Genomic DNA, 26,531 nt, shown 5'->3' on the forward strand with positions numbered 1-26,531 from the left:
ATTAATAGGTGTATGAATTGAGATCCCAGAAGATTTCTGGCATTTCATCTTTATATTCTTCACCACTTTCTCCGTTCAATGCTTTCTGAGCCTGATAGTACTTCACGGCTTCCATAGGAACTAATGTGATGCCTGCGATGCGCAGTACTGCACTCTGGTTTTTGACTGCACGGTCTCCACTACGTATGTTGAATACTGGATATGCTGCAGGGTCTGTGAAGTTGCTCAGGTTGCGGTAGCAGAATGATGGATTGAATACACCCATGAATTTGCTCACAATCTTGGATTTCTCGTTCGTACCATAGTTGAATACTACTGATGCTTGGTTGGAAGAAACGTTGAAGTCTTTCTTCAATGGTACAGGAGAGAATCTGGTCAGTGTTCCACCCGCAGCATCGTTCTGGAACGAACGTACCTGGAGCTTCTGTGAGGTTACCTCTGCTTCTTCATTGGTGATGTTGGCAGGAATCATCGTCAGATATACGGCGTATGGAGTGTACCACATTTCTGGTATATAGAAGTAAACCTCTGGCACTGCACCCAGGTTGGATGTTACCTCATAATATTGGTTGGCGTGCATGGATCCTTCTACATTCTTGTTTCTGTTGTCGCTGCTTACTGCTACGTTCTGGTTGATGGATACTTTATCCACTGCTGCCTGGAAATTACCGTTCTGTGCTCTCAGGTGAATGATAGGACACCAGCTGTCCCAAGGTTTTACGCGGAGTGAATCTGTAATCCATGCGTTACCGTTGCTCATCACTTTCTTCTCTGCATTCACAAACAGATCCTTGGCATCATAGACCAAACGGCTGTTCTCACTGTTGTAGTTCAAGGTGTTGCAGATTACGTCGCCTGTTGTACTCTTGATGGAGTCGGTAGCTCCAGTAGGAATATCACCCTTCTGGAAAGCAGGGTTGATGGTGTGACTGTAAATCAGAGGTCTCAGGATAGATGTTGTAGTATATAATTCTGTCAGACTATCTGCATCTAAGGTTACGGCACCAGCCTGATTGTATTCCAATACGCCTGTCTTATCGTTGTTCTTTACGGTGAAAGGCTTGATGGATTTCGGATACTTATAGTAGGACTTCACCTTTTCATAAGCAGTTGCCCATGCCTTGTCTGTAGGAACAATCATGGTATAGGTACTGTCCTCTGTGGTCAGTTTGGAGTTCAGGTAGTTGAACATCTTGTTGCTCTCTACATATACGGTATCAAGATAGGTCATTGCTCCATCCTTGATAGGACCCTCGATACTGTTCTCCTTGTCGATTTCGCGCTTCATGGCACTCTTGTAGAGCTGGGCAAGACTGGTTGTGTTCTCATTGCGCAGGAACTCTTCATAGAAGTTAGGGCGGAAGTCCATGTAACTGCTCATCAGATGTATGATACCGTTCTTGCCTAACATGTTGGTGCTGTCGATTGCGATATTGCCCAATGTATAGCGTCCGTTGCCTTGGAATGCCATCACCTTCTTGTTGAGCAGGTGGACACGCTCATTGATCTCACCAGTAGCTCTATGGTAACCGCGGGCGATATGGTTGTTGAGGAATTCTGCCTTCAGCAAGCTGTCGCTCATGGCATTGTATTTCTCAAAGTCGAAAGCGTCGTTGCTTGGTGCCCATACGGTGTAGCTCTGGTTGGTGGACAAAGCCTTGTCGTAACCTACCTTTTCCATCAGTGCTGCAAAGTTGCTGAGCTTTGGGTTGTTGCTGATTTGCTCCCACAGTGTCTTGTCTGATGCACCGGAGCCGTCAGTAGTTACGTCATAATGGTCATCCCAGTCGGTGCAGCTCTGGAAACCCAAAGCTGCTACTGCTGTCATTATTATATATTTTACTTTCATATCTTTTGTATTTCTATGTTTGTTTTCTTGTTAGAATACATTCACCTGATTAGAATACATCCTCTGTCAGAGTAGGGTGGTTATACACGCTTGCTGGAACAATCTCGATGTAGTCAAGCTCAAACTCAGCTTCTGTATTCTCTGGCATGGCTGTCTTGCAGCGGAACCAGTTGTCCTCACCTTGTTTGAAGAACTGTTTGGTTACGACACGGCGAATATGTGGCTGACGGCTGATGTTCGTACGGGCTGTACCCTCAGCTCCCTTCTTGTAATTACTGAAGTAGTTAGGACCTCTCATCCATCCACGGTTATGCATAGACTTGTCGGTAGCTGCACCTAAGTCGCCATCCTTATCAGGGTCTGTCCAGCCGATGGTGGTTGACTCGATGCCCTCTCGCTGGTCGAGTGGTATATCGCAGGTTGTCATCGTAGAACGGTCTGAAGAGTGACCCAAAGAGAACTGTACCATGGTGCGTTTTCCGGTGATAACATAGCCGAAGCGCAATTCGTAGGTACCGTCTTTTGGAACTGGTGGCAGCTTGATGGCAAAGTCGTAGGCTCCTCTTACGAACAACTCGTCGCCCTGATAGTCCAACCAGCAATCCCAGTCTTTGATAAAACCGTTGTTACCAGTCTTTGCTTCGTCCTTGGTCAGATAATATACACGGGATGACTCACCGTTGTAGATAACCATGTTCTCAAAATAACCTTCTGGGATACGGATGGCACCAATCTTGCGGTCGTTGCGACCGTATCTTGAAGAAAGCTCCTGATATGAATAACCTCTAATCTGATTGGTCATACTTTCATCAAACAATGACATGAACTCGAAACGCATACGTTCGTTGAGTACATTGTTTGGTACTTTTTTCTCGTAGCGTAGAATGCCATTGATAGGATGAATCCAGCCATTGGAAGCCTGGCGGGAGAGTGCTGAACCGCCAGCTACTTGGATACCATCTTCTACAGGTGTATTTGCAGTTTTATATGCATCCTTAGAGTTGGCACCCGGTGTGCTGGTCAATGTAGGATTGTTCAATACACGGTTGATCCAGATTGAACTGACGGCACCGTTTTCCTTTACACCTGTCAGCTTGAACATGGTGTATGGCAATAAGGTACGTACATATTCATATACATCTGCATATTCCAACTCGTTGTATGAGTAAACCAACTTATCCATAGAAAGTGAATATTTCAGGATGTGGTAGCGGAGGAACATGTTCAATGTATTCCACTGATTGGTATAGTCGGTACCTGTACTGATCTTGATTTCTGGATGATCTTCCAAGTAGCTGTACCAGGAAGCGCAATCCTTGTACCACTCGTTAGCCTTGGCTGCCAACTCTTTCCAGTTGGTAATACCTTTATTCTGGAGTACCTTGTCGGTCTCTGCAAATACGGTGAATCCCACCTTGCAGGTTGTAGGATACTCTGCAAAAGGATATTTGGTTTCTGGATCGATGGTAAACCAGTTGATACCGTTGGTACGGATATGCTCCTTCAATACCTCATCCAGACCCGTCTGCTTCAAGGCATCGCACCAGATACTATAGATACCCATGTTCTCCATTTCGTCTATAATATAATTGGTAGAGCGGTAGAAGAGTTTGTCGATGGTATGAACCACACCGTTTTCCACCTCGTGGTCTTTGTTGATGATCTTGGTGGTTCCATCGATGGTGATGTCGTCACCCACACGCTTTGGTGAGTGAGTGTTACCGCCCATCATGGTGATGTCCGAACCTGCCAGCAAATCATTGCTCGTCTTCTTCAGACCCGTAAGGTGTGCCTCTACGATATCTTTGCAGAGTGAGTCACGTTTCTCGGACTTCCAAAGGCGATCTATCGTGTTTCCCTCACTTACATCACCTGTATAGAGTCCATTGTGATTTGCAGACTTTTTATCTTCCCACAATTCTTTGATATATTCTTTTACCGCCTCGTTGGTTGGAGCGAAGCAGGTATAGGTTCCGTATGCAGACAAGCGGTCTGACAAACCAGCATACTCTGTTATCTTTGCGAAATCCGAAAGAGTGGAATCGCTTCGCAAGTAGTCGGTGATGGTTTCACCGGTGAAAGTATAGAGGTTGCTTTCATCTATTTGCTCGGAGCATGAAGTGAAGGCGAGTGCACCGAATGCTACACCTGCTACCATGCCACCTATCTTATGAATGAACTTTGTCATAAAGCTATACTTAATTATGAATTTCTTGAATGTTATTCTTCTGTTCTCTCAGAACTTTGTGTCTCTACCCAAACAGGATTCTGGTGAATCAGCTTGTTGGTCTTGGTCTCACTGTTCAGGATAGGCCAGTAGAGATGTCCCTCGTTTTTAAACTTGTATAGGTTTGTACTATATTTGGTAGCGAGGATGTCCTTGAAATTGTTGCCCTTGTTGGCAAGACTTGGCAGATTACTGCCGTTAGGATCTATCTCGTAGAGTGTCTTGGTAGGATCTACACCCGTCATGTGGCGGTAACAGTAGCGCACCAGGTCAAACCAGCGCTTACCTTCATAGCAGAGCTCGCGTCCTCTTTCCTGGAGGCAAAGCAATTCCATCTTGTCTGCCTTGTTGTAGTTGTCTTGATAAACCAAGGTGTCCTTGAGTGCCGTCGTACTGATAGAACGCTGGTTCACAGCCTGGATCAGGGCAAATGGATTCTTCAGTTTGTTGGTTTCTGTACCTGCCAGCTGAATCTGAGCCTCTGCCTTCATCAGCATGACGTCTGTGATGCGGTAGATGATCCAGTTCTGGTCGAACTTGTCGAAGTCACGGAGTGGTTGGATATAGATACTACCTTTCTTTCGGGTTGGAATGTCGTAAATGGCATTTTCTTTGTTCATCATCTTCTTCACCTCATAAGAAGAGTAGTTGTCATCATTCACACCATAGCTGCTGTTGTAGAAGCGGTAGTCGTTTTCAGACTGGAAGTATGTTGCCGTAGAAGCACTCTTGGTTGCTGGAGATGGATTGTCGCCGATGGCACCACCCACTGTAGATGTACCTACCATCATACCGTAGCCAGACTCCTGCTTCTCCCACTTTAAGTAACTCTTGCACAGTAGGGTGTTTGAGTTCTTCTCTCCGTCAAACTGAAGTTCGAGGACGCTTTCAGAGGAGTTACCTCTTACGAAGTTATAGTAGTCAGCCCACAGACCTTTATATAAGTAGTACTGCTGTCTGCTGTTGCGGTAAACTGACTCCTGGCTGGTGCCCTTGATGTTAGCCTCGAAATAGTTTCTGTGGGAGTTGATGACCTTGTCAGCATGGTCAATACATGCCTGATAATACTCTTGGCTCTTGGCAGCATCTGTACCGCTCCAGAGAGAAGCTCTCCAGAGATATACGTCTGCGAGAATGGCATTGATGGCATCCTTGCTGAGGAAACCGGTTGTTCGCCAGTCGTCCTCTCCGAAGATACCGTAATTGTAGCAACCCTTCTCTGCTTCTTTCAGGTCTTCGATACAGAGCTGGAGGGTAGAATCTGGTGCCAGCTGGCCGTCCAACTTCATGTCGTCTGTATTTTCGTATGCCTTTGTCACGTAAGGAATATCACGGAAGGCACGAATCAGATAGAAGTGGCAGAGGGCACGCAAACCTAACATCTGGGCACGGGCTGTCTGGTAGTCACCCTCGGTGAACTCAGGGTCTTTCTCCATCACCGCTGGTGCATGAGCCAATACGATGTTACAGGTATTGATGACATTATAGAAACATGCCCATGAGTTGTAACCGCTACTTGGGTATAAATCTCCTTTGGAAATATCATCCAATGTGGTGTTTTTCAGTGAAGGATGTTTCTTCAACTCGTCTGAGCGGAAGTCACCCCACATAATCATTCTTTCTATGATTCCTCCATTAATCATGGCGGTGTAAGCGCCAGTTACCACCTGTGTGACATCATCTTTGGTCTGCCAGAAGTTCTCGCCGATGGTCTTGTCGGTAGGATAGATGGTCAGGAAGTCATTGCATGAGCTAAGCGACAGCATACCTAAGGCTGCTACGGCTAAACTCTTGACGATATTGTTTATTTTATTTTTCATTGTTAGTCTCTGTTTTTGTGTTGGATTAAATTCCGATTCTCATGCGGAGGGTGAACGATTTGCTTCGTGGTGTCTGTGAACTGTCTGAAGCAAAGTTCCAACCGTTGTTTGCATGCTCTGGGTCTGTACCGCTATATTTGCTCCAAACGAAGATGTTCTGACCGCTCAAGTCGAATCGCAAGGTGTTCAGACCTACGCTCTTGAGGAACTTCTTTGGAACATCGTAGCTCAGACTGACGTAGCTGAAACGCAGGAATGAGGCATCCTCCACGTAGCGGTCGCTACCGAGCCAGTTGTAACCATAGTTGTAGAGTGCGCGTGGAATTTCTGTCATGTCACCGTTCTTGCGCCAGCGCCAGTTCACAGCTGTACTCTGGTTGGTGGTGTCATACATCTTTTCTACTCCCATTCGTGCAAAGTTTACTACCTTGAAACCGGTACGGTAAACGAAGTTGGTACGCAATGACCAGTTGCCATAACGGAAGGTGAAACCGAAACCTCCTGAGAACTTAGGATTTGAGTTGCCTAAATAAACCATATCCAATGAATTGATGGTACCGTCGTGGTTGACATCTTCGTAAATCACATCACCACCGTCAAACTTGTAGGTCTCACCTCCATCCTTGGAGTTGTAGGTCATGCGCAAAGGCTTGCCGTCAGCACCTGTAATCACCTTGCCATCTCTGTTCAGGGCGATAGGAGCTGTCTTGCCAGATGGCAGGAAGCGGTTGTTGAGGTAATCCACGAGGTCGTTGTTGTCTCTGATCATGATCTTCTCGTTGCCCTCCATGACATAACCCTGGCGACGTAAGTTCTCCAGATAGTCATAGGAGTACTGATATACGCCCTTGTGGCGCAAACCGAAGATAGAACCTAAGGCATTACCCACCTGGATGCGCTTGAAGTACTTACCGCGGCTATCTGCAGACCAGTCCTCGTTGATACCATCGAGCACGGTCTGGTCCATCTCTGTGATCTTGTTGAAGTTCTGGGCTATGTTGAAGCTGGCATCCATAGAGAATTTACCTGCCTTGATGAACTTCTTGGCAGTAATGTTGAATTCCCAACCCTTGTTCTCCATAGAACCGATGTTCTTCCATGCCAAAGTGGTATAACCGGTCTGTGAAGAAATGGCAACACCTGGGTTCAGCAAGTCTTTCGTCTTCTTATAATAGTAGTTGAAGTCAGCCTCAATCATGTCGTCGAAGAGTCCTAAGTTGGCACCCATGTTCCATGAGGTGGTCTTCTCCCATTTCAGATCGCTGAGCTGCAGTCCATCTACACGGGTAGAAGGAAGCAGGGTATTGCCGTTACCATACTGGCTGCCGGCTGCATATTTCGCATACTGCAGATACTCGCTGCTTGGAGTTCTACCGTTCACACCCCATGATGGGCGGAATGCCAACATAGAGAGCACCTTGCGAGACCATTTCATCCAAGGCTCATCGCTGATATTCCAGCGGACAGACATACCAGGGAAGTAACCCCACTTGTTGTTGTCACCGAAACGGGTAGTACCGTCGGCACGTACTGTAAAGTCGGCATTGTAACGACCTTTGTAAGACAAGTGTGTAGAGAATACGCCTGCCATGCTACGCCACTCACCATTGCTGGTGGACATGTTGGAGATTTCGGCAGGAAGGGTAGGAGATTGTGCACCCAATGGCAACTTGCGCTCACTTACGTTCTGACCGTAGCTGGTACCGGAAGTCAACTCCCAACGGCCCAACATCATCCAGGCTATATCTTCATTCTTGAACTTAGGAGTGAAGATCAGCTGGTGGCGGGTCTGGAACTGGAATGAGTTGTAGTCATCCATTGTATAGAGGTTGTAGCTATTGTCTTTCCAACCGTTTGTGCTCAACGAACCTGGGCAATAGGTAGGGTTGCTCTTGGAGAAGATGTCCAGATAAACCTGACCCTCGTAGTCGAGACGGGTCTTGTGGTCGTCATTGCCTAAGAAATAGTAGTTGATACGGAAGTCTGGAGTGATACGGTAGGTACTCTCGTTGTTCCATGCCAAGTTGGCGATAGCCACAGGGTTACCGATATCACGTACAGACTTCAGCTGGAGAGAAGAAGTACCGCTGACGGATGAACCATATTCGTCCTTTTCTGCTGAAGGCAGCATGATGTAGTACTCGTTGGTATCGATGCCGTTACCATCCTCACGGTAGATACTCATGTTAGGAGCCATGGAGAGCGCCTTACCCAAAATGTTGGCATAGCTCTTCTGGTTCTTGGTATATGTCAATGGGAACTCGGTGGTGAACTTCAGTTTGTCACTCACGTAGTATTCCAGGTTCAAACGGGTAGAGAAACGGTTCAATACCTGCTTGATGATGGTACCGGTCTGATGGTCATAGTTGGCAGAGATACGGAATACAGCCTTTTCACCACCACCCGAGATGGTGAGACCATGGCTCTGGTTCCAGCCGGTCTGGGTTACTGCCTTCACCCAGTCAGTATTGTCGTTCCAGTTGTTGTACTCAGCCCAACTCTTGTTGTAGTTCAACTCATTGATGTTGGTGGTAGCAGAAGGATTCTGTGTAGGGTTGTAGAGTTCCTCCTTCATCAGCATGGTATATTCATCACCCGAGAGGAGGTTGTAACCCTTAGGCTGCCAGTTGCCTTGAAGTGAGAAGTTGTAGTCGATACGGATCTTACCGCGTTTACCGCGCTTGGTCTTGATACTGATGACACCATTGGCACCACGGGCACCCCAGATAGCGGTAGCAGCGGCATCCTTCATGATGTCGATGCTCTCGATATCGTTCACGTTGATGGAAAGCAAAGAACTGTAGGTCTCCTCTGTTGCGGTTGACCAGTCTGTATCCTTGGCATCTGGCACGTCCATGATGTTACCGTTGACAACGATCAGAGGTTCTGAAGAACCGTTGATGGTGGTTACACCACGCATACGCATGGTAGTACCGGCACCGAGGTTACCGGAGTTGGCTACGATGTCGAGACCGGCAATCTGACCCTGCAATGCCTCATCGGCACTGGTGAAGGCAAGACCATCCACGATATCCATGTTCATGGTCTGGGTAGCAACAGATACCTCGTCCTTTGGGATGCTCAAACCATCACCGCGGAAACGCTGCTTGGCGGTTACGGTGACTGTTCCCAACTCGTTGGCGTCCTTGAGCTGTACCTGGAAATTGGTCTGCGAACCGATGACCTGTGAAAAGGTCTTGTATCCTACGTAGCTGACAACTAACTTATTCTTCGGGTTCTTGATAGCTAACTGGAAGTTACCATTCACGTCGGTAATCGTAGCGTTCACGTTACGGTTGTTGGCATCTTTCTCTATCACATTACAGCCGATGACAGGACCGAACTCATCAGATACGGTACCTGAGATACGGTGGTCTTGAGCAGAGATTGTCATAGCGCTGCATAAGGCACCTACGGTTATGTATGTTCTTATATTGTTCATTGTGTTATAAGCTTGGTTGTGAAATTATTTGTAGAACTTGATTCCATGCTTCTGTGCATAGTATAGGTTCTTGAGATTCTTCAGGCGTGCCTGGTTGGCTTCAGGGGTATTGCTGGCGAAACCGTCGTCGTAACGTTTGCTCCTGCTGAAGCAGAGAGGCTTTGAAATCTCATGGATGGCTGTGAATGAGGATGTTTCTATAGCACCACTCTTGAAGATGTAGTCACGAGCCATGAAGTTGACCAACTTGTCGCCATTTGCATTGATGATGACTGGGTCACCACCGCCTTCGTCAGTTACATTCAACTTGCCGCTGCCGCCCTTGACTTTGAGTCGTTTGTAGGCAGAACCGATGGTGCAGGAGGTCATGTATGATCTGTTGCCGTTTTCTACTTCCTGTGCATCTCCGTAGTCGATGGTGTTGTCGGCATAGAGTGCGAAGTCCTGGAAGTGATAACGGATGAAGTTTCGGATAGCTTCAGCCATCTTCAGTGCCTTAGCCTTGGCATTCTCGTCATTTGCTGAAGCATTGTCCATCACTTCCTGTACCTGCTCCCAGGTTGGGAGACCTTTTTTGAATGCCAGTTCCATGGCGTCATTGTCTGGTGCATACAGCGTGTAGTTGTATGTGTTGTAGAAGTTGACGTTCTGGTCGAGACAGTCGTACTTCTTGTTTTCTGTTGTGTTGTTGGCAAAGACATCGCTGAATACGGTAAACTGCTTCTGTTCGTCTTTATCCATACCGATGCTGGTCAGCAGATTGCTCAGATTGGCTGGTGTACACAGATCCAGGAACTTAGAGAACTGGCTGTTGTCGTTGAGACAGCCATATACACTGGTCTGTGGAGCCTGGATAAGGTGGTCGATGACAAATGCCTTACCATTGCTGTAGCTGGTAGCTTCCTTGATTTCTGAAACTGGATAGCTGTAGCTGCTGCCTGCAATACCATTGATCTGTCCACCGCTTACTACGTTTCCGCCGATGTGACCTCCGTGGATGGCAATCTCACCGCCATGCTTGGTCTTGTAGTATTTATTGGTTACACCTATGTTGTCCTTGGAAACGGACTGTGAAAGTGATACGGTATGATAGTTCAGAATGTCAATCAGGCGGTCGGTAACAGCGCCCAACTGAACGATTGTAGAGTCAGAACTGATAGAACCTGTAGCCGGATTGTATTTGAACGCAGATACGGAGATATTCTTGTCCTTATGCACATCTTTATAATAGAAGTGGAGTACGCGAGGACCATCCTTGTAGTTCTTGCCTAATGATACTGGATCTACATAATACATGTCGAAAGCAGTATTGTTTGGCAGGAACATCGCATAGTTGGCTGAGCTGGCACGCAGGTAGGCATAGTAGTTTACATTCAGCATGTCCTTGTCCTGGATAGCCCAGTTGATCACACCTAAGTCTCTTGCCTTGCGGAGCAATGCCGGTGTAGATACGATATTATATGAAATAGGTGGAATCACTCGGTTGAGCATGTAGATGGCACCATTGTTGGCGATACGTACATCGTAGGCATTCTCTTTCTTGATGACATCTTTCAAGGTGAGTCCGATTGGGTCACTCGCCTCGTCCATGATGGTACCGAACTTGCTTGGTACTGACTGTACGAAGGATGCGTTCATCATATTGTTGACGAATGAACGGATGATGTTGGCAGGAATACTGTCTAAGTTCTCGCCGAAATTCTCCTTGGTGAGAGGCTTCTTGGCATAAAGTCCAAGAATGTTGTAACCACCATTGGATGGATTGAGGAAATAGTCTTCTACTGCTTTATCATCTGGAACGAACATCGCACCCATATCGGCGAGCATCGTGCCGTATGTGCTGTAATACTGGTTCCATCCCGGGTCGAAGTTGAGAAGCATATCCTGTGCCAATGCCACCTGCTTTGGATCTCTCTGAAGAGCAACTGCTCCCTGAGAACGCTCGCTGAAATAGCGCCACTGGAAAATGGAGTCAATCATTGGCTTGCCATTGAGGAGGGCATTGTCATTATAGTTTAATGTGGTCTGGGCATCATAGTATGGAGCACAGAAACGGTCGAGCATGCGGCTGAACCACTTGCTGTCCTTACTCTCTCTGATCACCTGTGCCATGTTGCCCGGAGGTACGATGACACCGTCAGTCTGGTTTACATAACCGTTCTGACAGGTTACGTCCTTAGCTATAATCTTGTTCTTGAAGATAAAGGTACCACCCGACTCGTATGGTCTTCCTGTGATGGCAGCAAAGTCTTCGCTGTTGATACCATTGTTGAGCATCTGCTCCTGGGTAAAGTGAACCATCATAGGACGGGTGTTGTCCATTACTACGTCGATTCCACCTTTTATATAAGGAGTCCAATAAGAGTTGTTGGCTGGCAACTCAGAAGCCCATACATGATAGATGGTGTCGGTAGCGTTGGCAGAGGTCTGGTGTTTCATGGCAATGCCTCGGGTAACAGAACTGTTGGAACTTTCCACATTGGAAAGCATTTCCGTCAGGATGGCATTGTCAAGGATAGAAGTGTAGAACAGTTGTTTCTTCATGGACTCTGTCAAGTCTTCATACGACTTGGCATTCCATTTGTTGCTCTTGAAGAACTCGTTGAATGCAGAGTCGTTAGCTGCAAACACAGTCTTTGAACCTGTTTTTGACATGACCTCCTTGTATCCAAGGTCATCAATCAGGCGAAGATAGGTTTTGAATGTACCATGAAGACTACTGGCTTCACTTGGATTTTCCAGCTCTTCATAGATACTCTTACCCAAATTCGTCGGGATGTTGCCCTTGTCGTCGAGGTCGTAAGAGTCAGTACATGCATAGAAGCCTGAGATGGCTAAAGTAGCGCATATACCGAGCATCGCATGACGCGATTGATTGATAAAGCGGTTGCTCATATTTTTGTTATTTTGTTGTTTAGAAGTTTCGATGTATCTGATAATTAGATTTCTCCTTTAACAGTTATTTGCTTTGTTAAATGAAATTTTGCCTGCAAATAAAGCCCGCAAATCGAGCTTATGCAGGCAGAAAATACCACTCTTTACCGGATTTGGGTATAGGCTCAGTTTCATTTTGATTGAATCAAATTTTGTTGTTAGGATACTTTCGTTAGTTATTTTGGGCGCAAAGATAACAATACTTTAAATAAATAATGCTATTTTTGTTGAAAAATATCTCTGCGTTAACTAAGATTAACTAAGTGCTTGTGCGCCTATCGGATTTTTTTTGCTAAACTTATGGAGCGATAAGTGTTGAATTTACGCTATTATATAATGTGTGCTATTGTTTTTTTGTATTTTACACACCTATTTAGGTTAAATAATCTAAAAAACAATAACTTTTCTTGCTTAAAAACTTGTATGTTACGGTTAAATTACTAATTTTGCAACCAGATAAAACTTTAATTAAATGAAGCTAATAACTTCATCAACCTATTAAACCAAAAAATAACGCATGGACAAACGTTTACTTTATTCAGCAGTTTTGGTTGCTTCATTAAGCACCAATTATGCACAAGCTCAGGTGAATGATCCTGTTCTTCCAAATCCAGTTCAGTTGAAACTGGATGGTACTGATACTGTAGCTATCAAGAATATCTTGGCAGACCAGTGGCTTACCAATGGTAATGCTTATGGCACCCAGACAAGTTTGGGCACATCAGGTCTTGGCTTTGTTATCGTTCCTAATAAGGGCGATGATGGTCAGCCTAATGGTACCTATTCTTTCTGTAATGATAAATCTGGTAAGTTTGGTGACTTTTCTAACAAGATATTCCTTAACTCATTTGATGAAAATGGTGGTAACTCTTATGTTGATTACAATAATCAAGGTATAGAGAAAACCTATTGGAAAGTTACACCTAATGGTACGACATTCAGATTCCAGTCTAACGAGCAGCCTGATACTTATGCCGGTTATAATCCTAATGATACTGGATTAGATGGTAAAGGTGAGACTCCAGTAGATGGTCTGTTCCGCCCTGCTTTGAAAGCTGATGCCAGTTATGGTCTTGAGTGGGCTGCTTATCCTTATACTTATTTCTATCGCTTAGAGAAGTTGAAGGATCAGATTAATTCTGCTCATGATGAAGGATTAGATGTATCTGCAGTAGAAGCTATTTACAATAATCCTAATGCAGAATATTGGCAGCTGAAGGAAGCTTCTCGCATGATTACTGATGCAAGAAGAAATAAGGCAATGGCTGAAGCTACGGCTGAATCTCCTGTAGGTATTACAGAATATGTTCCAGACGCCAATTGCGATGCTTTGACTGGTTGGACTCATGATTGTATATATGATAAAGACGGTAATGTCGAATCTGGCGGTCATGGTACCAATTGGCAGACACATTCTTCTGTATATACAGCACCTGATGGCTATCAGACAGAGAAATTTATTGAGCGCTGGGTGGATGGAAATTCAGACCCTGTAACAAATACCAAAGTAGATGGTGCTGGTCGTCTCAGTGACGGTGTTCTCTCTCAGACTTTGCACAACCTGCCTGCGGGTGGTTATAAGGTGACCTGCTATGCGATGGCAACCCAGCAGTCTAAGGGTAATGACTATAAGGTAGAGGGTGTTTCTGTATTCGCAGATACCAAGAGTACTCCTAACTCTCAGACAGTAGCTACTTTGGCTGGTGTTCCTCAGAAGTATGAATTCCTCCTGGATATCAAGGAAGGTGAGGATTTGACTATCGGCTTCAAGCTGGATAAATGTACTGCTAACTGGGTATTCGTAGATAATTTCCAGATTGAGTATTGTGGTCCAAGCTTCAAGGCAATGAACTTGGCAGATGTGCAGAAAGCTGCTGCAGAACTCGAGGCTCAGATGGGTGGTATGGAAGTATGCCCTACTTATACCGATAAGGCAAGCGAACTTATTGCTGCTGTAGGTGAGATGACAACTGATACTGATGAAGCTGAAATCAATGCAATGAAGCAGCAACTTGCTGATATCGCTGCTAAGATTGACAAGAGCTCTGCATTGTATGCTGAATTGACAGAGTTGGATGCAACTATTGGAGATTTCTTATCAGAAGGACCTGCAGGAACTGAAGTTGATGAATTAGAGGATTTATATAATGATTGTGGATATGAAGTTAATGAGAGTGTATCAGACTTGCTGTCCTCTTTCTCTCTTAATAATGAGCAGTTGACACAGTATATGGCAGACTTGAAGGTCAAGTTAGAGGCTGCTCAGAATGCAAGTATCAAGCCAGGTGATGATATCACAAGAAAGATCGTGAACCCATCATTCGATACAGGTACAAGTGAGGGCTGGACAGGTAATGTGACAGTTAGTAAGGACTATAAGAACTGTGAGGCTTACGAAAAAACATTTGATTTGTATCAGGATATTACAAATATTCCTGATGGCGTTTATGAATTGTCAGTACTTGCTTTCCAGCGTGTAGGAACGAATGAAGTAGCTTCTGCTGCTCATGACAATGGAACAGAGAATATCACTGCGTTCATCTATGCAAATGACTTGGAAACTCCATTTACCTCTCCTTATACATACGGTATGAAGGAACCTTCTGGTGGTAACCCTGCTGACTATAAATATAATCTGAATGGAGAAGATGTTTATATCCCTAACTCTATGCAGGGTATGGCTGCTGCCATTGCAGAAAATCCTAAGGCTTATACCGTAACAGTTCCGATGTTGGTAGAGGGTGGTACGCTTCGTATCGGTGTACGTGCGAAGACGCGTCCTTCTAACACGCATGACTGGGCTATCTGGGATAACTTCAGATTGAAGTATATTGGTAGCAAGGGTGATGCTTTAGGTGCGGTAACTACACCATTGATTGCTAAGGCTGATGGTTTGCTTGCTTCTAATATGAATGCTGACGTACGCGCTCAGTTGGAGGCTGCTAAGACTGCTCTTGAAACAGAAGCAACAGTTCCTGGTATTCATACATTGAGTGCTGCCATTGAGGCTGCTAATACCTCTATTGAGGCTTATAAGCCACTTCAGACTGCTATTGAGAATGCTCAGACCCGTTATGATGAAAATGAAGCTTCTTCTACTACCTCTGACGTAGCTAAAGGCTTGTATAATGCAGCTAAGACTACTGCTGAGAATATTTATAATAATGGTACAGCTGCTGATGCTGAGATACCAGCTGCTATCAAGGCTTTGAATGAAGGTGTAACTAAGTACGTCATCCATGATGTCATTGCTGATGCTTCAGAAGCAAAACCTGCAGATATCACCAAGGTTATCGCCAACAGTGATTTCGCAACCATGAGTAGTACTGGTTGGGATGTGAAAGATGGAACAATGGGATTCCAGGCTAATAATAGTGTTGAGGCTGGTGAGTTCTTCAACTGTACATTCAACTTGCAGCAGACATTGGTAGGTCTTCCTGCTGGTATGTATCGCTTGACAACTCAGGCTTTCTATCGTAATGGTAAGGCTGCTGAAGACGGTAGCGATGAGTTGAAGTATGATGTAAACGAGAATGCATTTATCTACTTCTCTGATAAGGAAATCCCAACAGAAGAAGGGAAGAAGGTAGCTACTGAACTCCCTGAGAACAAGCAGGCTATCAAGACCATTACTGCACATAAGATTGCTGAAGACAAATGGAATGACGTAGGCTTGAGTGATAATGGAGGTCTGAAAAAAATGAAGAAGGATGGAATGTACATTCCTGACAACATGATTACTGCTCAGGCATTCTTCAGATCTGAAGCTGGCAGTGCATACGATTCTGAGCCATTGAATTTCAACTATGATGGCAATAGCGATTTCCGTATCGGTTTGATCAAGAATGTAACGGTAACCAATGACTGGACAATCGTTAAGAACTTCAAGTTATATTATCTCGGTGTTGATCCTACAGGTATCAGCGAGATCGTTACAGATGCAAATGCTGTGGCAACTAAGATCTACAATGCAAGCGGTATGCAGATTGGCAAGCTTCAGAAGGGTATCAATATCATTGAGACCGTGATGAAGGATGGTTCTAAGAAGGTGAAGAAGGTAGTCGTTAAGTAATTGCGACTGGTTTTTGAACTAACATAACTTGAAAGGCAGACGGAACGCAGAGAGTGAAAACCTTCTGTTTTCTGTCTGCCTTTTTCCTTTTCTTTATTCAACTTATTTTTTTTACATCAACTCTATCTCTGTATCATTCATGAACTTAAGTAAACCTATACTCTTTTGTTCTTCTCTCTGTATGTCTTTGGCAGCTACAGCGCAGGTAACGATGACCATCGATGCCCAAAAACGTGCGGCTGCTATCAGCGAACACCAATACGGACTGTTCTTTGAGGAAATCAATCATGCGGGAGATGGTGGCTTATATGCGGAACTCATCAGAAACCGATCTTTTGAGGATCATAATACAACCCCTGAATACTGGTCGGCTATCCAGCAAAACGGACAGAACGTGAAACTCTCCCTGAATAAAAAGCAGGTGATGAACAAGGCACAGCAAACCTGTCTGCAGCTGACGGTTTCCGGCGCAAGTGCAACCCATAAAGCTGGAGTCTGTAATACGGGCTTCTGGGGAATGCACTTTGTGACAGATTCTACCTATACGCTCCGTGTATGGGTAAAAGCTTCAACAGATTTTAATGGAAAAATATACGGACAACTCCAGCAGAATGATGGAACTGCAGTTTCAGAGGAAGTGCAGTTGGAAGGCTCTTTGAAGTCTAATTCCTGGACTCTGTTGACTGCCCGAATCAAGGCAAATGCTTCTTGTGAGAAAGGTCGTTTCGCATTGCTTACCTCTAATAATGGAAGCATGCTGATCGATGTAGTCTCACTCATGCCTTATACCTGGAAAGGTCGCAAGAATGGTTTGCGCCCTGACCTTGCCCAACTTCTTGATGATACCAAGCCTACCTTCCTCCGTTTCCCTGGCGGTTGTTACGTGGAAGGACAGGATGCACTGGAAAATTCCTTCCAGTGGAAGAGTACGCTCGGTCCGATAGAGGAACGTCCGGGACATTGGAACCGTAACTGGCGTTACCGCTCTTCTGATGGCTTGGGTTATGATGAATACCTGCAGATGTGTGAAGATTTGAATGCTGCTCCCATGTTTGTGGTCAATGTAGGTCTGGGACATGGCTTTACCGTTCCTTTTGAACAGGTGGATACCCTGGTGCAGAACACCTTGGATGCCATCGAATATGCCAATGGGGATGAGACTACCGAATGGGGCCGTCGCCGTATCGCCAATGGTCATGAGAAGCCTTACGGACTTAAGTTTATAGAGGTAGGCAATGAGAATGGCCAGCCTGAGGCTCGTGAGGAATACAGTCGCCGCTATGCTAAATTCTATGAAGCCATCCATGCCAAATATCCGGAGATAGTTATCATCGGTAATGTGGAGGCATGGGGTACTGACAATCCTGCATGGGTCTTGGATTCTCCGGTTGATCTCGTGGATGAGCATTACTATCGCTCCTACCAGTGGATGAGAAACAATTATCATAAGTACGACCGTTACAACCGTAGCATTGGTGTGTATAATGGTGAATATGCTGCCAATTCCGGTTCTTATGGCAAGTATGGCAACTTGAACAGCGCCTTGGGAGAGGCCATCTACATGTTGGGTATGGAGAAAAACTCCGATGTCTGCAAGTTGGCAAGCTTTGCACCAATCTTTACCCACGAGGAAGACCCGCTGTGGGCATACGATATGATCCACTTCAATGCTGCAAAGAATTTCTGTACACCTTCTTATTATGTGCAGAAACTTCTGGGCAACAACTTGGGCAAGCAGAATCTGCTATGGACTGAAACGGGTAATTCTTCTTCTTCAGTTCCAGACTGTCAGGTGGGAGTAGGCTCCTGGAATACTCAGGTCTCTTATGATGATGTGGAGGTCAAGGGAAATGACGGAAGTACAATATGGAAGGATGATTTCTCTTCTTCACAGAATACCTGGAATGCAGGAACCGGTTTATGGAGTGTCCGTGATGGAGAATTGAAGCAGACCGCTTCTTCTACCAACTGTACTTATGTTAATACGCAAAAGATTTCTGCTCAGAAATATACCTACAAGCTTCGTGCAAAGAAAAACGGCGGTGGAGAAGGCTTCCTCGTTATTTTCAATTATCAGGATGCCAATAACTACTGCTGGTGGAATCTCGGGGGCTGGAATAATACGTCTCATGGAGTAGAAATGTGTGTGAATGGTTCGAAATCTACACTTGCCACTGCTTCCTGTTCTATCAAGAACGACCGCTGGTATGATATCGAGATCGAGGTGGATGGAAATGCCGTTACCTGCAAGTTGGATGGTACGGTGGTCCATCAGTTAACTATACCTGCTGAACAGCAGATTTATCAGTCTGCACAGTTGGATGAGGAGAATGGTATCCTCTATCTGAAAGTGGTAAATCCTAATCAGGCGGCAACCACGCTCCAGCTGAATCTCAAGAATATGAAGGCTGATGGGGGTACTGTGGTGCGACTGACCTCTGCCAGTGGTACAGATGAGAATACAATGGACGAACCTTTCAATGTGGTTCCTACAGAAGAAGTCAGTCTGTCTGATGTCAAGTCCTTGGAGATTCCGGCTTTCTCCCTCAACGTATTCAAGTTGAAAGTGAGTGAGGTGGCTGATGAGGTGAAGGACGATGTCTTGGCAGAGGATGCAGATAAGTATGGTTATCTCTATGCCCACATGCATGGTTCTCAGGAAATAACCTCTTTCGCCCTGAGCCGCTATGGCAATAGTTACCGTGATCTCTTCAATGGTGGTGAGGTCTTCGATACCAAGAAGTTTACGCAGACGGGAGGTATGCGTGATGCGTATGTGATGCGTACGGAAAGTGGCAAGTACATGTTGGCTGGTACTGATATGACTTCCCGATTGGGGTGGAACAGTAACCATATCATGGTTCTGATGCTCAGCAACGACCTCGTTCATTGGGACAAGAGCATTAGCATCGATCTCGAGAGTGAGGAAAATATGAAGGCTCTTGGTCTGACTGATGTAAAGGATATGACTGCAGCCTGGGCACCGCAGGTAATCTATGATCCTGTGACCCGGAAGTATGTGGTTTATTATTCTGTTGGCTTCCCTGACCGTCATCGTATCTATTACTCTTTGGTCAATGAGGATCTGACTGAGATTTCTGCACCTAAGCTTTATTTCGATCCGGGCTATGACATCATTGATGCCGATATCGTATATAATAAGGTGGATGGCGAATATGTCATGATCTACAAGACGGAGAGTGGGGAGCATCATCTCAAACAGGCAAGAGCAAAATTCCTGGTGCCTACAGACCAGACTACGGGTACCTGCCAGTGGCAGCTGGATCCAAACTTTGATGTCTATGAGCCTAATAAGTCTATCGAAGCGCCAAGTTTGTTCAGACCGATCAACAGCCGTACCTGGAAGTTGGCTTATGTGAACTATAGTGGTGGTGGTTATCGTATGTTGGATCTGGATGAGCATTGTCAGAATCCTACCGGAATGACCAATATCAAGGGCAGTGTAAACCCTCAGCATGGTTCGTTCCTGAAGTTGACTGAGCGAGAATATACCCATCTCGAAACATGGGAAAAGGTGGTCAATGCACTGGATGAGGCAAAGAAGTTGCAGGCTGTTCGCCCGATTGATATGCTGGCAGAAGCCATCGCCTTGGGAGAACAGGCTTTGAACGAATCGGGTACTTTCGATGAAGAATACGAGGCAATGCAAAAGGCTTATATTGCCTTACAGAAAGCTTTGGCGGGTTATGATGAATATCTCCGCCAGTTGGCAGCAGAGGGTAAACTGTCTGATATGACCTTCCTGCTCCAGAATCCAGACTTCTCTCAGGGAGGCCAAGGCTGGAGTGGAACTGGCTTTACGGCTGCTGCCCAGGGCGTAGCTGAGCATTATTACAAGACATTCGATTTCTATCAGCAACTCTCCGGTCTGCCAAATGGCCGTTATCGTGTAGAGGTGCAGAGTTTCTACCGTGCAGGCGGTAAGGAGGATGCTTCGGCTGCTCATAAGAATGGTTCAGAGACCATCAATGCCCTTTTCTATGCCAACAATGAGGAGAAGTCGGTATGCTCTCTTTATGATGCGGATATCTATACCGTTTCTCCTTATACCTATCCAGACAATGTGACAGAGGCGAATGCGGCATTCAATACCCATGACCTCTATCATAATACATTGGAATGTGTGGTAACGGATGGTACTTTGAAATTAGGCATCAGGAGCAATCAGATGTTCAACTATGACTGGTGCTGTTTCGACAACTTCAAACTGACCTACCTGGATGCTGAGACGGGTATCCAAGGAGTTCTGGGTGATAAGAAGGAAGGAAATTCTTCCCCTATCTACAGACTTGATGGTGTCAAGCTTGGCAAGAAACCTACTCAGGGTATCTATATCCAGGATGGTAAGAAACATCTGAACAAGTAATATGCAAAGTATCTTTAACAAACCGACTAAATAATAAAAATGAGAAAGATATATCAAAAAGCAATCATCATGTTGAGCGTAGCCTGTATGGGCTACGCTACACCTGCTTTTGCAGCAGATGCAGTCGTGAAGACCAACAAGGTCTGGTTGAGCGGTGCTACTCATATCTATGGTCGTATGACCGTAAGTGGCATTACATCAAGCAACATCAAGGAAAAGGGCTTCTGCTATTCTTCTGTCAATCAGATGCCAACGGTGGAGGATGGAACAAGCAAGATCTATCTGTCTAATCAGGGAGAAATCTACAAGATCTCTCAGTTGGAGCCTGCTACGGTATATTACATCCGTGCCTACGTCAAGCAGACCAGTGGCGATGTAGTCTATGGTGATCCTGTGAAAGCAATTACTCGTCCGAAGGGTGGTGTTACTTATAACATCAATGACGGTTTCCCTTCTGATGCGCTGAATCGTGTTCAGTCTGCTGCCAAGGATGCTATTGATTTATGGAATGAATATACGGGTATTCATGGACTTCATATCACCATTAATTATGGTGCTCAAACGCCTACTGCAGACTGTAGTTATGGCGGTTGGATGCGAGTAGGACCGAATGCTTCCTATCAGAAGACGGGTACTTTGCTCCATGAGATGCTGCATGCCATCGGCGTGGGAACCCATGCTACCTGGCAGAATTCTTTCCTCCGTTCCAATACTACCAGCGGTTATTGGTTGGGTGTGCGTGCTACCCGTGCCTTGCGCTTCTTGGACAATAGTACGACGGTCCGCTTGAATGGCGATGGTACTCACATGTGGCCATACGGTGTGAATGGAGCGCATGAGGATAATGGTACTCAGATTCTTTATGTAGGAAACTCGCTCTTGGCTGAGGCTTTGGGAGAAGATGGACTGGCACCAACAAATGGTCAGTTTGCTACTCCTGCCTATGTCTTCGAACAGGATGACCAGCAGAAGTATTATCTCAAAAATGAGGGATATGGTCTGGGTTCGAAGTTCTTGCGCGTTGATAAGAGTGGTAACTTACAGTGGATGGCGATGAGTGATGAGGATGCTACGACCAATGACAGTGTGGCATGGAACATTACTTTCGACCCTGCTACCTGCTACTATTCCCTGAAGAATGTGGCAACAGGCAAGTATCTTTCATACAATTCTACCGGTACCAATGGTATCAAGACCAAGGAAGTGACAGAACTGACAAATCGTGAACGTTTCCATTTCCTGCCTTCCTCTGTAGAAGTGGAAAAGGTGGGTGGCGAGATGCGCACGGGTTATTGGATAGCTCATGTGCAGAATAATTCTGCTTATTGTCTGACTGCTCAGAAAACGAATGCCACAACTTCTGCTAATTTGAAATTCTCTCAGGAGGCAGGTGACCAGCGTTGGTTGATTCTTACTGCTGATGAGGCGAAGGAGTTGTCACAGAATTACAGAAATGGTGTTGCCGATGAACTGAATGCCCAGATTGAGAAAGTAGAAGCCTTGTTGGCTGTTCCTCATCAGGAAACCGTGGAAGGTGCGGATGCTACTTTCGAAGGTGTGTTAGCAGAAATGAAAGAGTTAGCTCAAACAGGATTGGCAGACGAACTGGAGCAAGCAAAGACAGACCTTCTGAAAGCAGTGAAAACATTCTTGGGTGGTGTACAGGCAACAGAAGCTGACAAGCCTTTTGATATTTCCTTCTTGATTCAGAATGCAGGAATGGATGCACTTGAAGGATGGACGGTTTCTCCAGAACCTACCCTCAATTATTCCTGTGCTGAATATTACCAGAAGTCCGTGGATATCAGTCAGAAATTGAAATCTATGCCTAAGGGTGTGTATGAGATGAAGGTTCAGGCTTTCCAGCGTCCAGGAACCACTACTCAAGTGAATACTGATTATGCTGCAGGAACTGACAAGGTGGCTACCTATATATATATGGGAACTGAAAAAAACAAGCAGAACATCTGTAACATCATGGCGGATGCCCAGACCCATAAGTTGAATATAGGTAAAGAAGCTGCTGCGGGAACGAAGTATGTGCCTAATGATATGCAGTCTGCTCATGCTTATTTCGAGAAGGGGCTTTATGAGAATACGTTGAAATATACAACCAAGTATAAATTGACGATTACCATTGGTTTGAAGGGAGATAATGTCCTGTCAAATTATTGGGCCATCTTTGATAATTTCCGCCTCTACTATTATGGTGTAAAAGAACCTGTCGCTTCTGGTATTCAGGAGATCAAGATGGAGAATCCTGCTGCTAAGCAAGGGGTCTATACCTTGGGTGGTCAGAAAGTGAAAGAACAGGCTGAAGATTTGCAGGACTTACCTCAAGGCATCTATATCATCAATGGAAAGAAGAAGGTAGTAAAGTAGAAAATAACAAGAACTAATTTTTAAATAAGAATAAACTTAAACCATGCAGAAAAGAAAACTGTTTTTAACCTGTTTGTTGGCGGCATCCCTGTCGGTGTTCGCCGACAACACGAGTCAGACGGTGAAAGAGGTAACGGGCTCGGTTACCCTGGACGGAGAGGTAGATTATCATATCTCTTCGACCACGCCTTTCGCCACAACCGGTAGTATCAACATCACCAATACGGATCATGCGACCGTCATCTTTGATAATTTGTTGCCAAGCAAGGCTGTAAAATTCCTGAGCAACGTGATGATCAATGGTGAAGCAGCGAGGAATGGCTCCAACTGCCAGGTGCGTATCTATAATGCCGGTGCTATGATTTTGCCTTATTCCGGAAATCAACCTTTGACTGTATTTGCAGAGGCTGATTTTGGTGGAGAGTCTTCTAATAATTTTGTTGTCAATACTAAGTATAACTTGACATCAAGTAATAAAACTTTTAATAATCATATCAGAAGTTTTATCCTAAAACGTGGATACATGGTCTGTTTAGGTACCAAGGGAGATGGTACAGGCTATAGCCGTGTGTTCATCGCCGATAAAGCGGATAAGAAAATCAACTTGGCAAGTGTTTCCAAACCACTCAACGACAGAGTTTCTTACATCCGCATCAGTAAGTGGAATGATGTCCACAAGCGTGGATGGGCTGGATTCTGGAACAATGATGTGCAGGAAAAATTCAAAACGGGATGGGCTTACAACTGGGATGCCAGTATTCATGATGATTGGGTAGATCGTGAGTATGTGACCCAGCACCACCATGAGGGATGGCCGGGTATTGAAGATGTGGGTAATAACTCGGGTAGTGCCAATATCTTGAGTAACAACGAACCGGATAATAAGAATGATATAAAGGAACAGTTTATTGATGTCCATGGTGTATTGGCCAACTGGCCTCAGATGATGGCTACCGGTCGCCGCTTGGGTTCTCCTGCCGTAGCTTTTGATTATAATTGGCTTTATGAATTTATCGACTCTGTGGATGCCCGTGGCTGGCGCTGTGACTTTATTGCCGTTCATGCTTATTGGTATAAAGATCAGCCAGGCTGGAAGAGTCAGTTGGAAAGTATCAGTAAGCGATGTGGCGGTCGCCCTATCTGGATTACAGAGATGAACTATGGTGCCAACTGGACAGGATGGCCTGGAAGTGATACCAAAGGAACTGATGCCAATTATGCAATTGAGTTGCAGCGCATGGGTCCGATCCTCGACTATCTGAATGATGCTCCTTATATAGAGCGTTATGCTTTCTTTAATAATGTACAGGACTGCCGTTATGCGATAGCTGGAGATAAGTTGACGCCGATAGGCGAGAAGTATGCTGCCTTAGCACCTAAGTTGGCTTACAACTCCGACTATGAGTATGTTCCTCGGAATCCTCGTACCTATGATCCTTCAGACCTGACCGTATCTTTTGTGCCACGTACGAAGACTTGTACCATGACATTCAAGAACCATAGCGGTGAGTTTGTAGATGATATCATGGTAGAGCGTAAAAAAGGATTGTATGGACAGTGGGAGTGTGTCAGTCATCTTGAAGCAGTAGAGGATACTGCCCGCACTTATTCTTATCAGGAGAAGGTAGAAGAGGCTGGTAATTATTTCTATCGTATCCATGTGATAGATTTCTTGGGAAGAGACCGCCTTTCTTCTGAGGTAGCAAATACGGTGAATGGTTCAGAAGGTTCTGCTGATTTCCAATGGGGAACCATGTCTGCTGCAAATGATGAAGATGTCTATAGTTTCTATGAGCATGGATTTGAAAGCAACCCAGTTGTGGTTTTTGGAGGTACAACCGGTGTAAATTTTAAGACTCGTGCTCAGGAGGTTGTCAATGCTATCACTACGAGTTATTTCACATCGAAGTTCTTTCCTTGGAATGCGCTCGACTCGGATCCTAATGATTTTTCCAGTGGAACAGAGCATGCCTCGTTTATTGTAGCAAAACCTGGTAATGGTACCTTGGGCTCTCTTCATTATGAGACGGGTCTCATTACGGATGAAGCTGGTACTGTAGTAAAAGTGGGTGGTGATACGATAGAATATAAGTTTAAGCAACCATTTGCTGAGGCTCCTGTGGTATTCGTGACCCCGAATTCTACCTTGAAGTATCCTGTGAAAGCTCGTGCTTGGGAAATTACCAAAGATGGTTTTAAGGTGGTGCTGACTCGCCAGGTGGAAGCCAGTAAATTTGGAAAGGTAATCGTTAAGCAACGTGTTTCCTTTTTTGCCATCGAGAAGGGTAGTACGACTGCATTTGACAAGATCATCTCTGTAGGCAACCAGGATATGGAATTTACATCAACTATTTCTCGTTATAAGTTAAACTATGGCAAAGAATTGAATAATCCAAAACTGATTTTCCAATATCAGTCTTTCAATCGTCCGCTCTTGTCATTGATGCGATTGGTAAGTTTGGATGATCTTTATGAAACAAAGTCTTATGCTAATGTTCGAGTAGTGGGCGACTCTTCTGATCCAAATAAAACGATTAGTAGGAATAAGCCACTTAGCGAGACTGTGGGTTGGATGGCTATCAGTGATGACGAATCGGCAGGTACAGGTATCCAGAATGTTACTGGCGGTGAAACGGCTGATCTTTCAGTAGAGGTAAATGGCGGCATGGTCAATGTTCGTGATGCCAAGGCTACAGCTGTGGCTGTCTATACAGCTTCTGGTGCAAAGGTTGCTTCTGCCAACTTCCAAGGTGGTGAGGCGCATTTCGATTTGGCTTCCTTGCCTGCTGGCATCTTGGTCATCAAGGCCAATTCCGGCAAGTTCTCCAAATTGGTTATTCGCCGATAAAGCCGAGAATATGAGCGTTTTGTAGTATATATAATAAGGTGTGTTCCGAAGAAAGTCGGAATGCACCTTTTTTTACATGAAGGGTGTATCATGAGTCAAATCCTATACACCCCAAAAAGTCCCTGTCATGACCTTCAAGCGGTCCCTCGGGGATCATGTGTTGGGGAACCGATGAACATGAGACGAGCAACCGTTGCTCACGAGACGGGCAACAAGTGCCCAAATAGGTGAACCAAATCTGGGCAATATAGAAATGACTTTTCCTGATTTCAGTAGACACTTTTTTACTTTATAAACTAGAAAGGTAGACACTATCAATATCATAAAACTGAAATAGTAGACACTCCTTATTTTTTGTTCCTAATTTTATAGACACAATAAAAAGAATCGTACTGAATTAATCCGTTTTCGTAGATAGATTGCAATCAAGTTCACTTAATTCATGAGGAATGCGTGTTAAACTTTCCTTTAAAATAGCTAAAGCTTTATCTTTCCTATTCATATTCCTATTATTGCATGGAATTTTCTTTGCAAATAAAAACCGGCTTATAATCAGATACTTATGGAGTT

9 protein-coding genes are annotated in these 26,531 nt (G+C 45.0%); 4 read left to right on the forward strand and 5 right to left on the reverse strand.

What is annotated here, in order from left to right; genetic code table 11:
* Position 1 precedes the first annotated feature (1 nt).
* From DW917_RS03445 to DW917_RS03465, 5 genes are read right to left on the reverse strand one after another with little or no spacing between them, the layout of a single operon-like run.
* Entirely contained in the window at positions 2-1,849 is a 1,848-nt protein-coding gene (locus tag DW917_RS03445; protein WP_118116518.1) for a fasciclin domain-containing protein, read from the reverse strand.
* A 49-nt stretch (positions 1,850-1,898) separates the two neighbouring features.
* Positions 1,899-4,037 (reverse strand): fasciclin domain-containing protein, encoded by a 2,139-nt coding sequence (locus DW917_RS03450; RefSeq protein ID WP_118116520.1) that lies wholly within the window; start codon positions 4,035-4,037, stop codon positions 1,899-1,901.
* Positions 4,038-4,069: 32 nt separating this feature from the next.
* The gene (locus DW917_RS03455) at positions 4,070-5,896 is read right to left on the reverse strand and encodes a RagB/SusD family nutrient uptake outer membrane protein (RefSeq protein ID WP_118116522.1); all 1,827 of its coding nucleotides are present in this window, start codon (positions 5,894-5,896) and stop codon (positions 4,070-4,072) included.
* Positions 5,897-5,921: 25 nt separating this feature from the next.
* Positions 5,922-9,338 carry a SusC/RagA family TonB-linked outer membrane protein gene (locus tag DW917_RS03460; protein ID WP_118116524.1) on the reverse strand — a complete coding sequence of 1,139 codons (3,417 nt, stop codon included), beginning with the start codon at positions 9,336-9,338 and terminating at the stop codon, positions 5,922-5,924.
* Between the two features lie 24 nt (positions 9,339-9,362).
* Positions 9,363-12,233, reverse strand: coding sequence for a hypothetical protein (locus DW917_RS03465; RefSeq protein ID WP_147344110.1), 2,871 nt, complete (start codon positions 12,231-12,233; stop codon positions 9,363-9,365).
* 556 nt (positions 12,234-12,789) lie between these two features.
* Here DW917_RS03465 and DW917_RS03470 point away from each other — a divergent pair.
* The 4 genes from DW917_RS03470 to DW917_RS03485 all read left to right on the forward strand — a co-directional run bounded on the left by DW917_RS03470 (position 12,790) and on the right by DW917_RS03485 (position 25,961).
* A complete protein-coding gene (locus tag DW917_RS03470) occupies positions 12,790-16,344 on the forward strand; it encodes a hypothetical protein (RefSeq protein ID WP_118116529.1) in 3,555 nt (1,184 codons plus the stop codon).
* 139 nt (positions 16,345-16,483) lie between these two features.
* Positions 16,484-20,731 (forward strand): alpha-L-arabinofuranosidase C-terminal domain-containing protein, encoded by a 4,248-nt coding sequence (locus tag DW917_RS03475; RefSeq protein ID WP_118116531.1) that lies wholly within the window; start codon positions 16,484-16,486, stop codon positions 20,729-20,731.
* 39 nt (positions 20,732-20,770) lie between these two features.
* A complete protein-coding gene (locus DW917_RS03480; protein WP_118116533.1) occupies positions 20,771-23,113 on the forward strand; it encodes a hypothetical protein in 2,343 nt (780 codons plus the stop codon).
* Between the two features lie 43 nt (positions 23,114-23,156).
* The gene (locus DW917_RS03485) at positions 23,157-25,961 is read left to right on the forward strand and encodes a glycosyl hydrolase (RefSeq protein WP_118116535.1); all 2,805 of its coding nucleotides are present in this window, start codon (positions 23,157-23,159) and stop codon (positions 25,959-25,961) included.
* Positions 25,962-26,531 lie beyond the last annotated feature (570 nt).

Origin of the sequence: Prevotella sp. AM42-24, from assembly GCF_003461825.1 — a bacterium.
In the GTDB taxonomy this organism is placed as follows: domain Bacteria; phylum Bacteroidota; class Bacteroidia; order Bacteroidales; family Bacteroidaceae; genus Prevotella; species Prevotella hominis.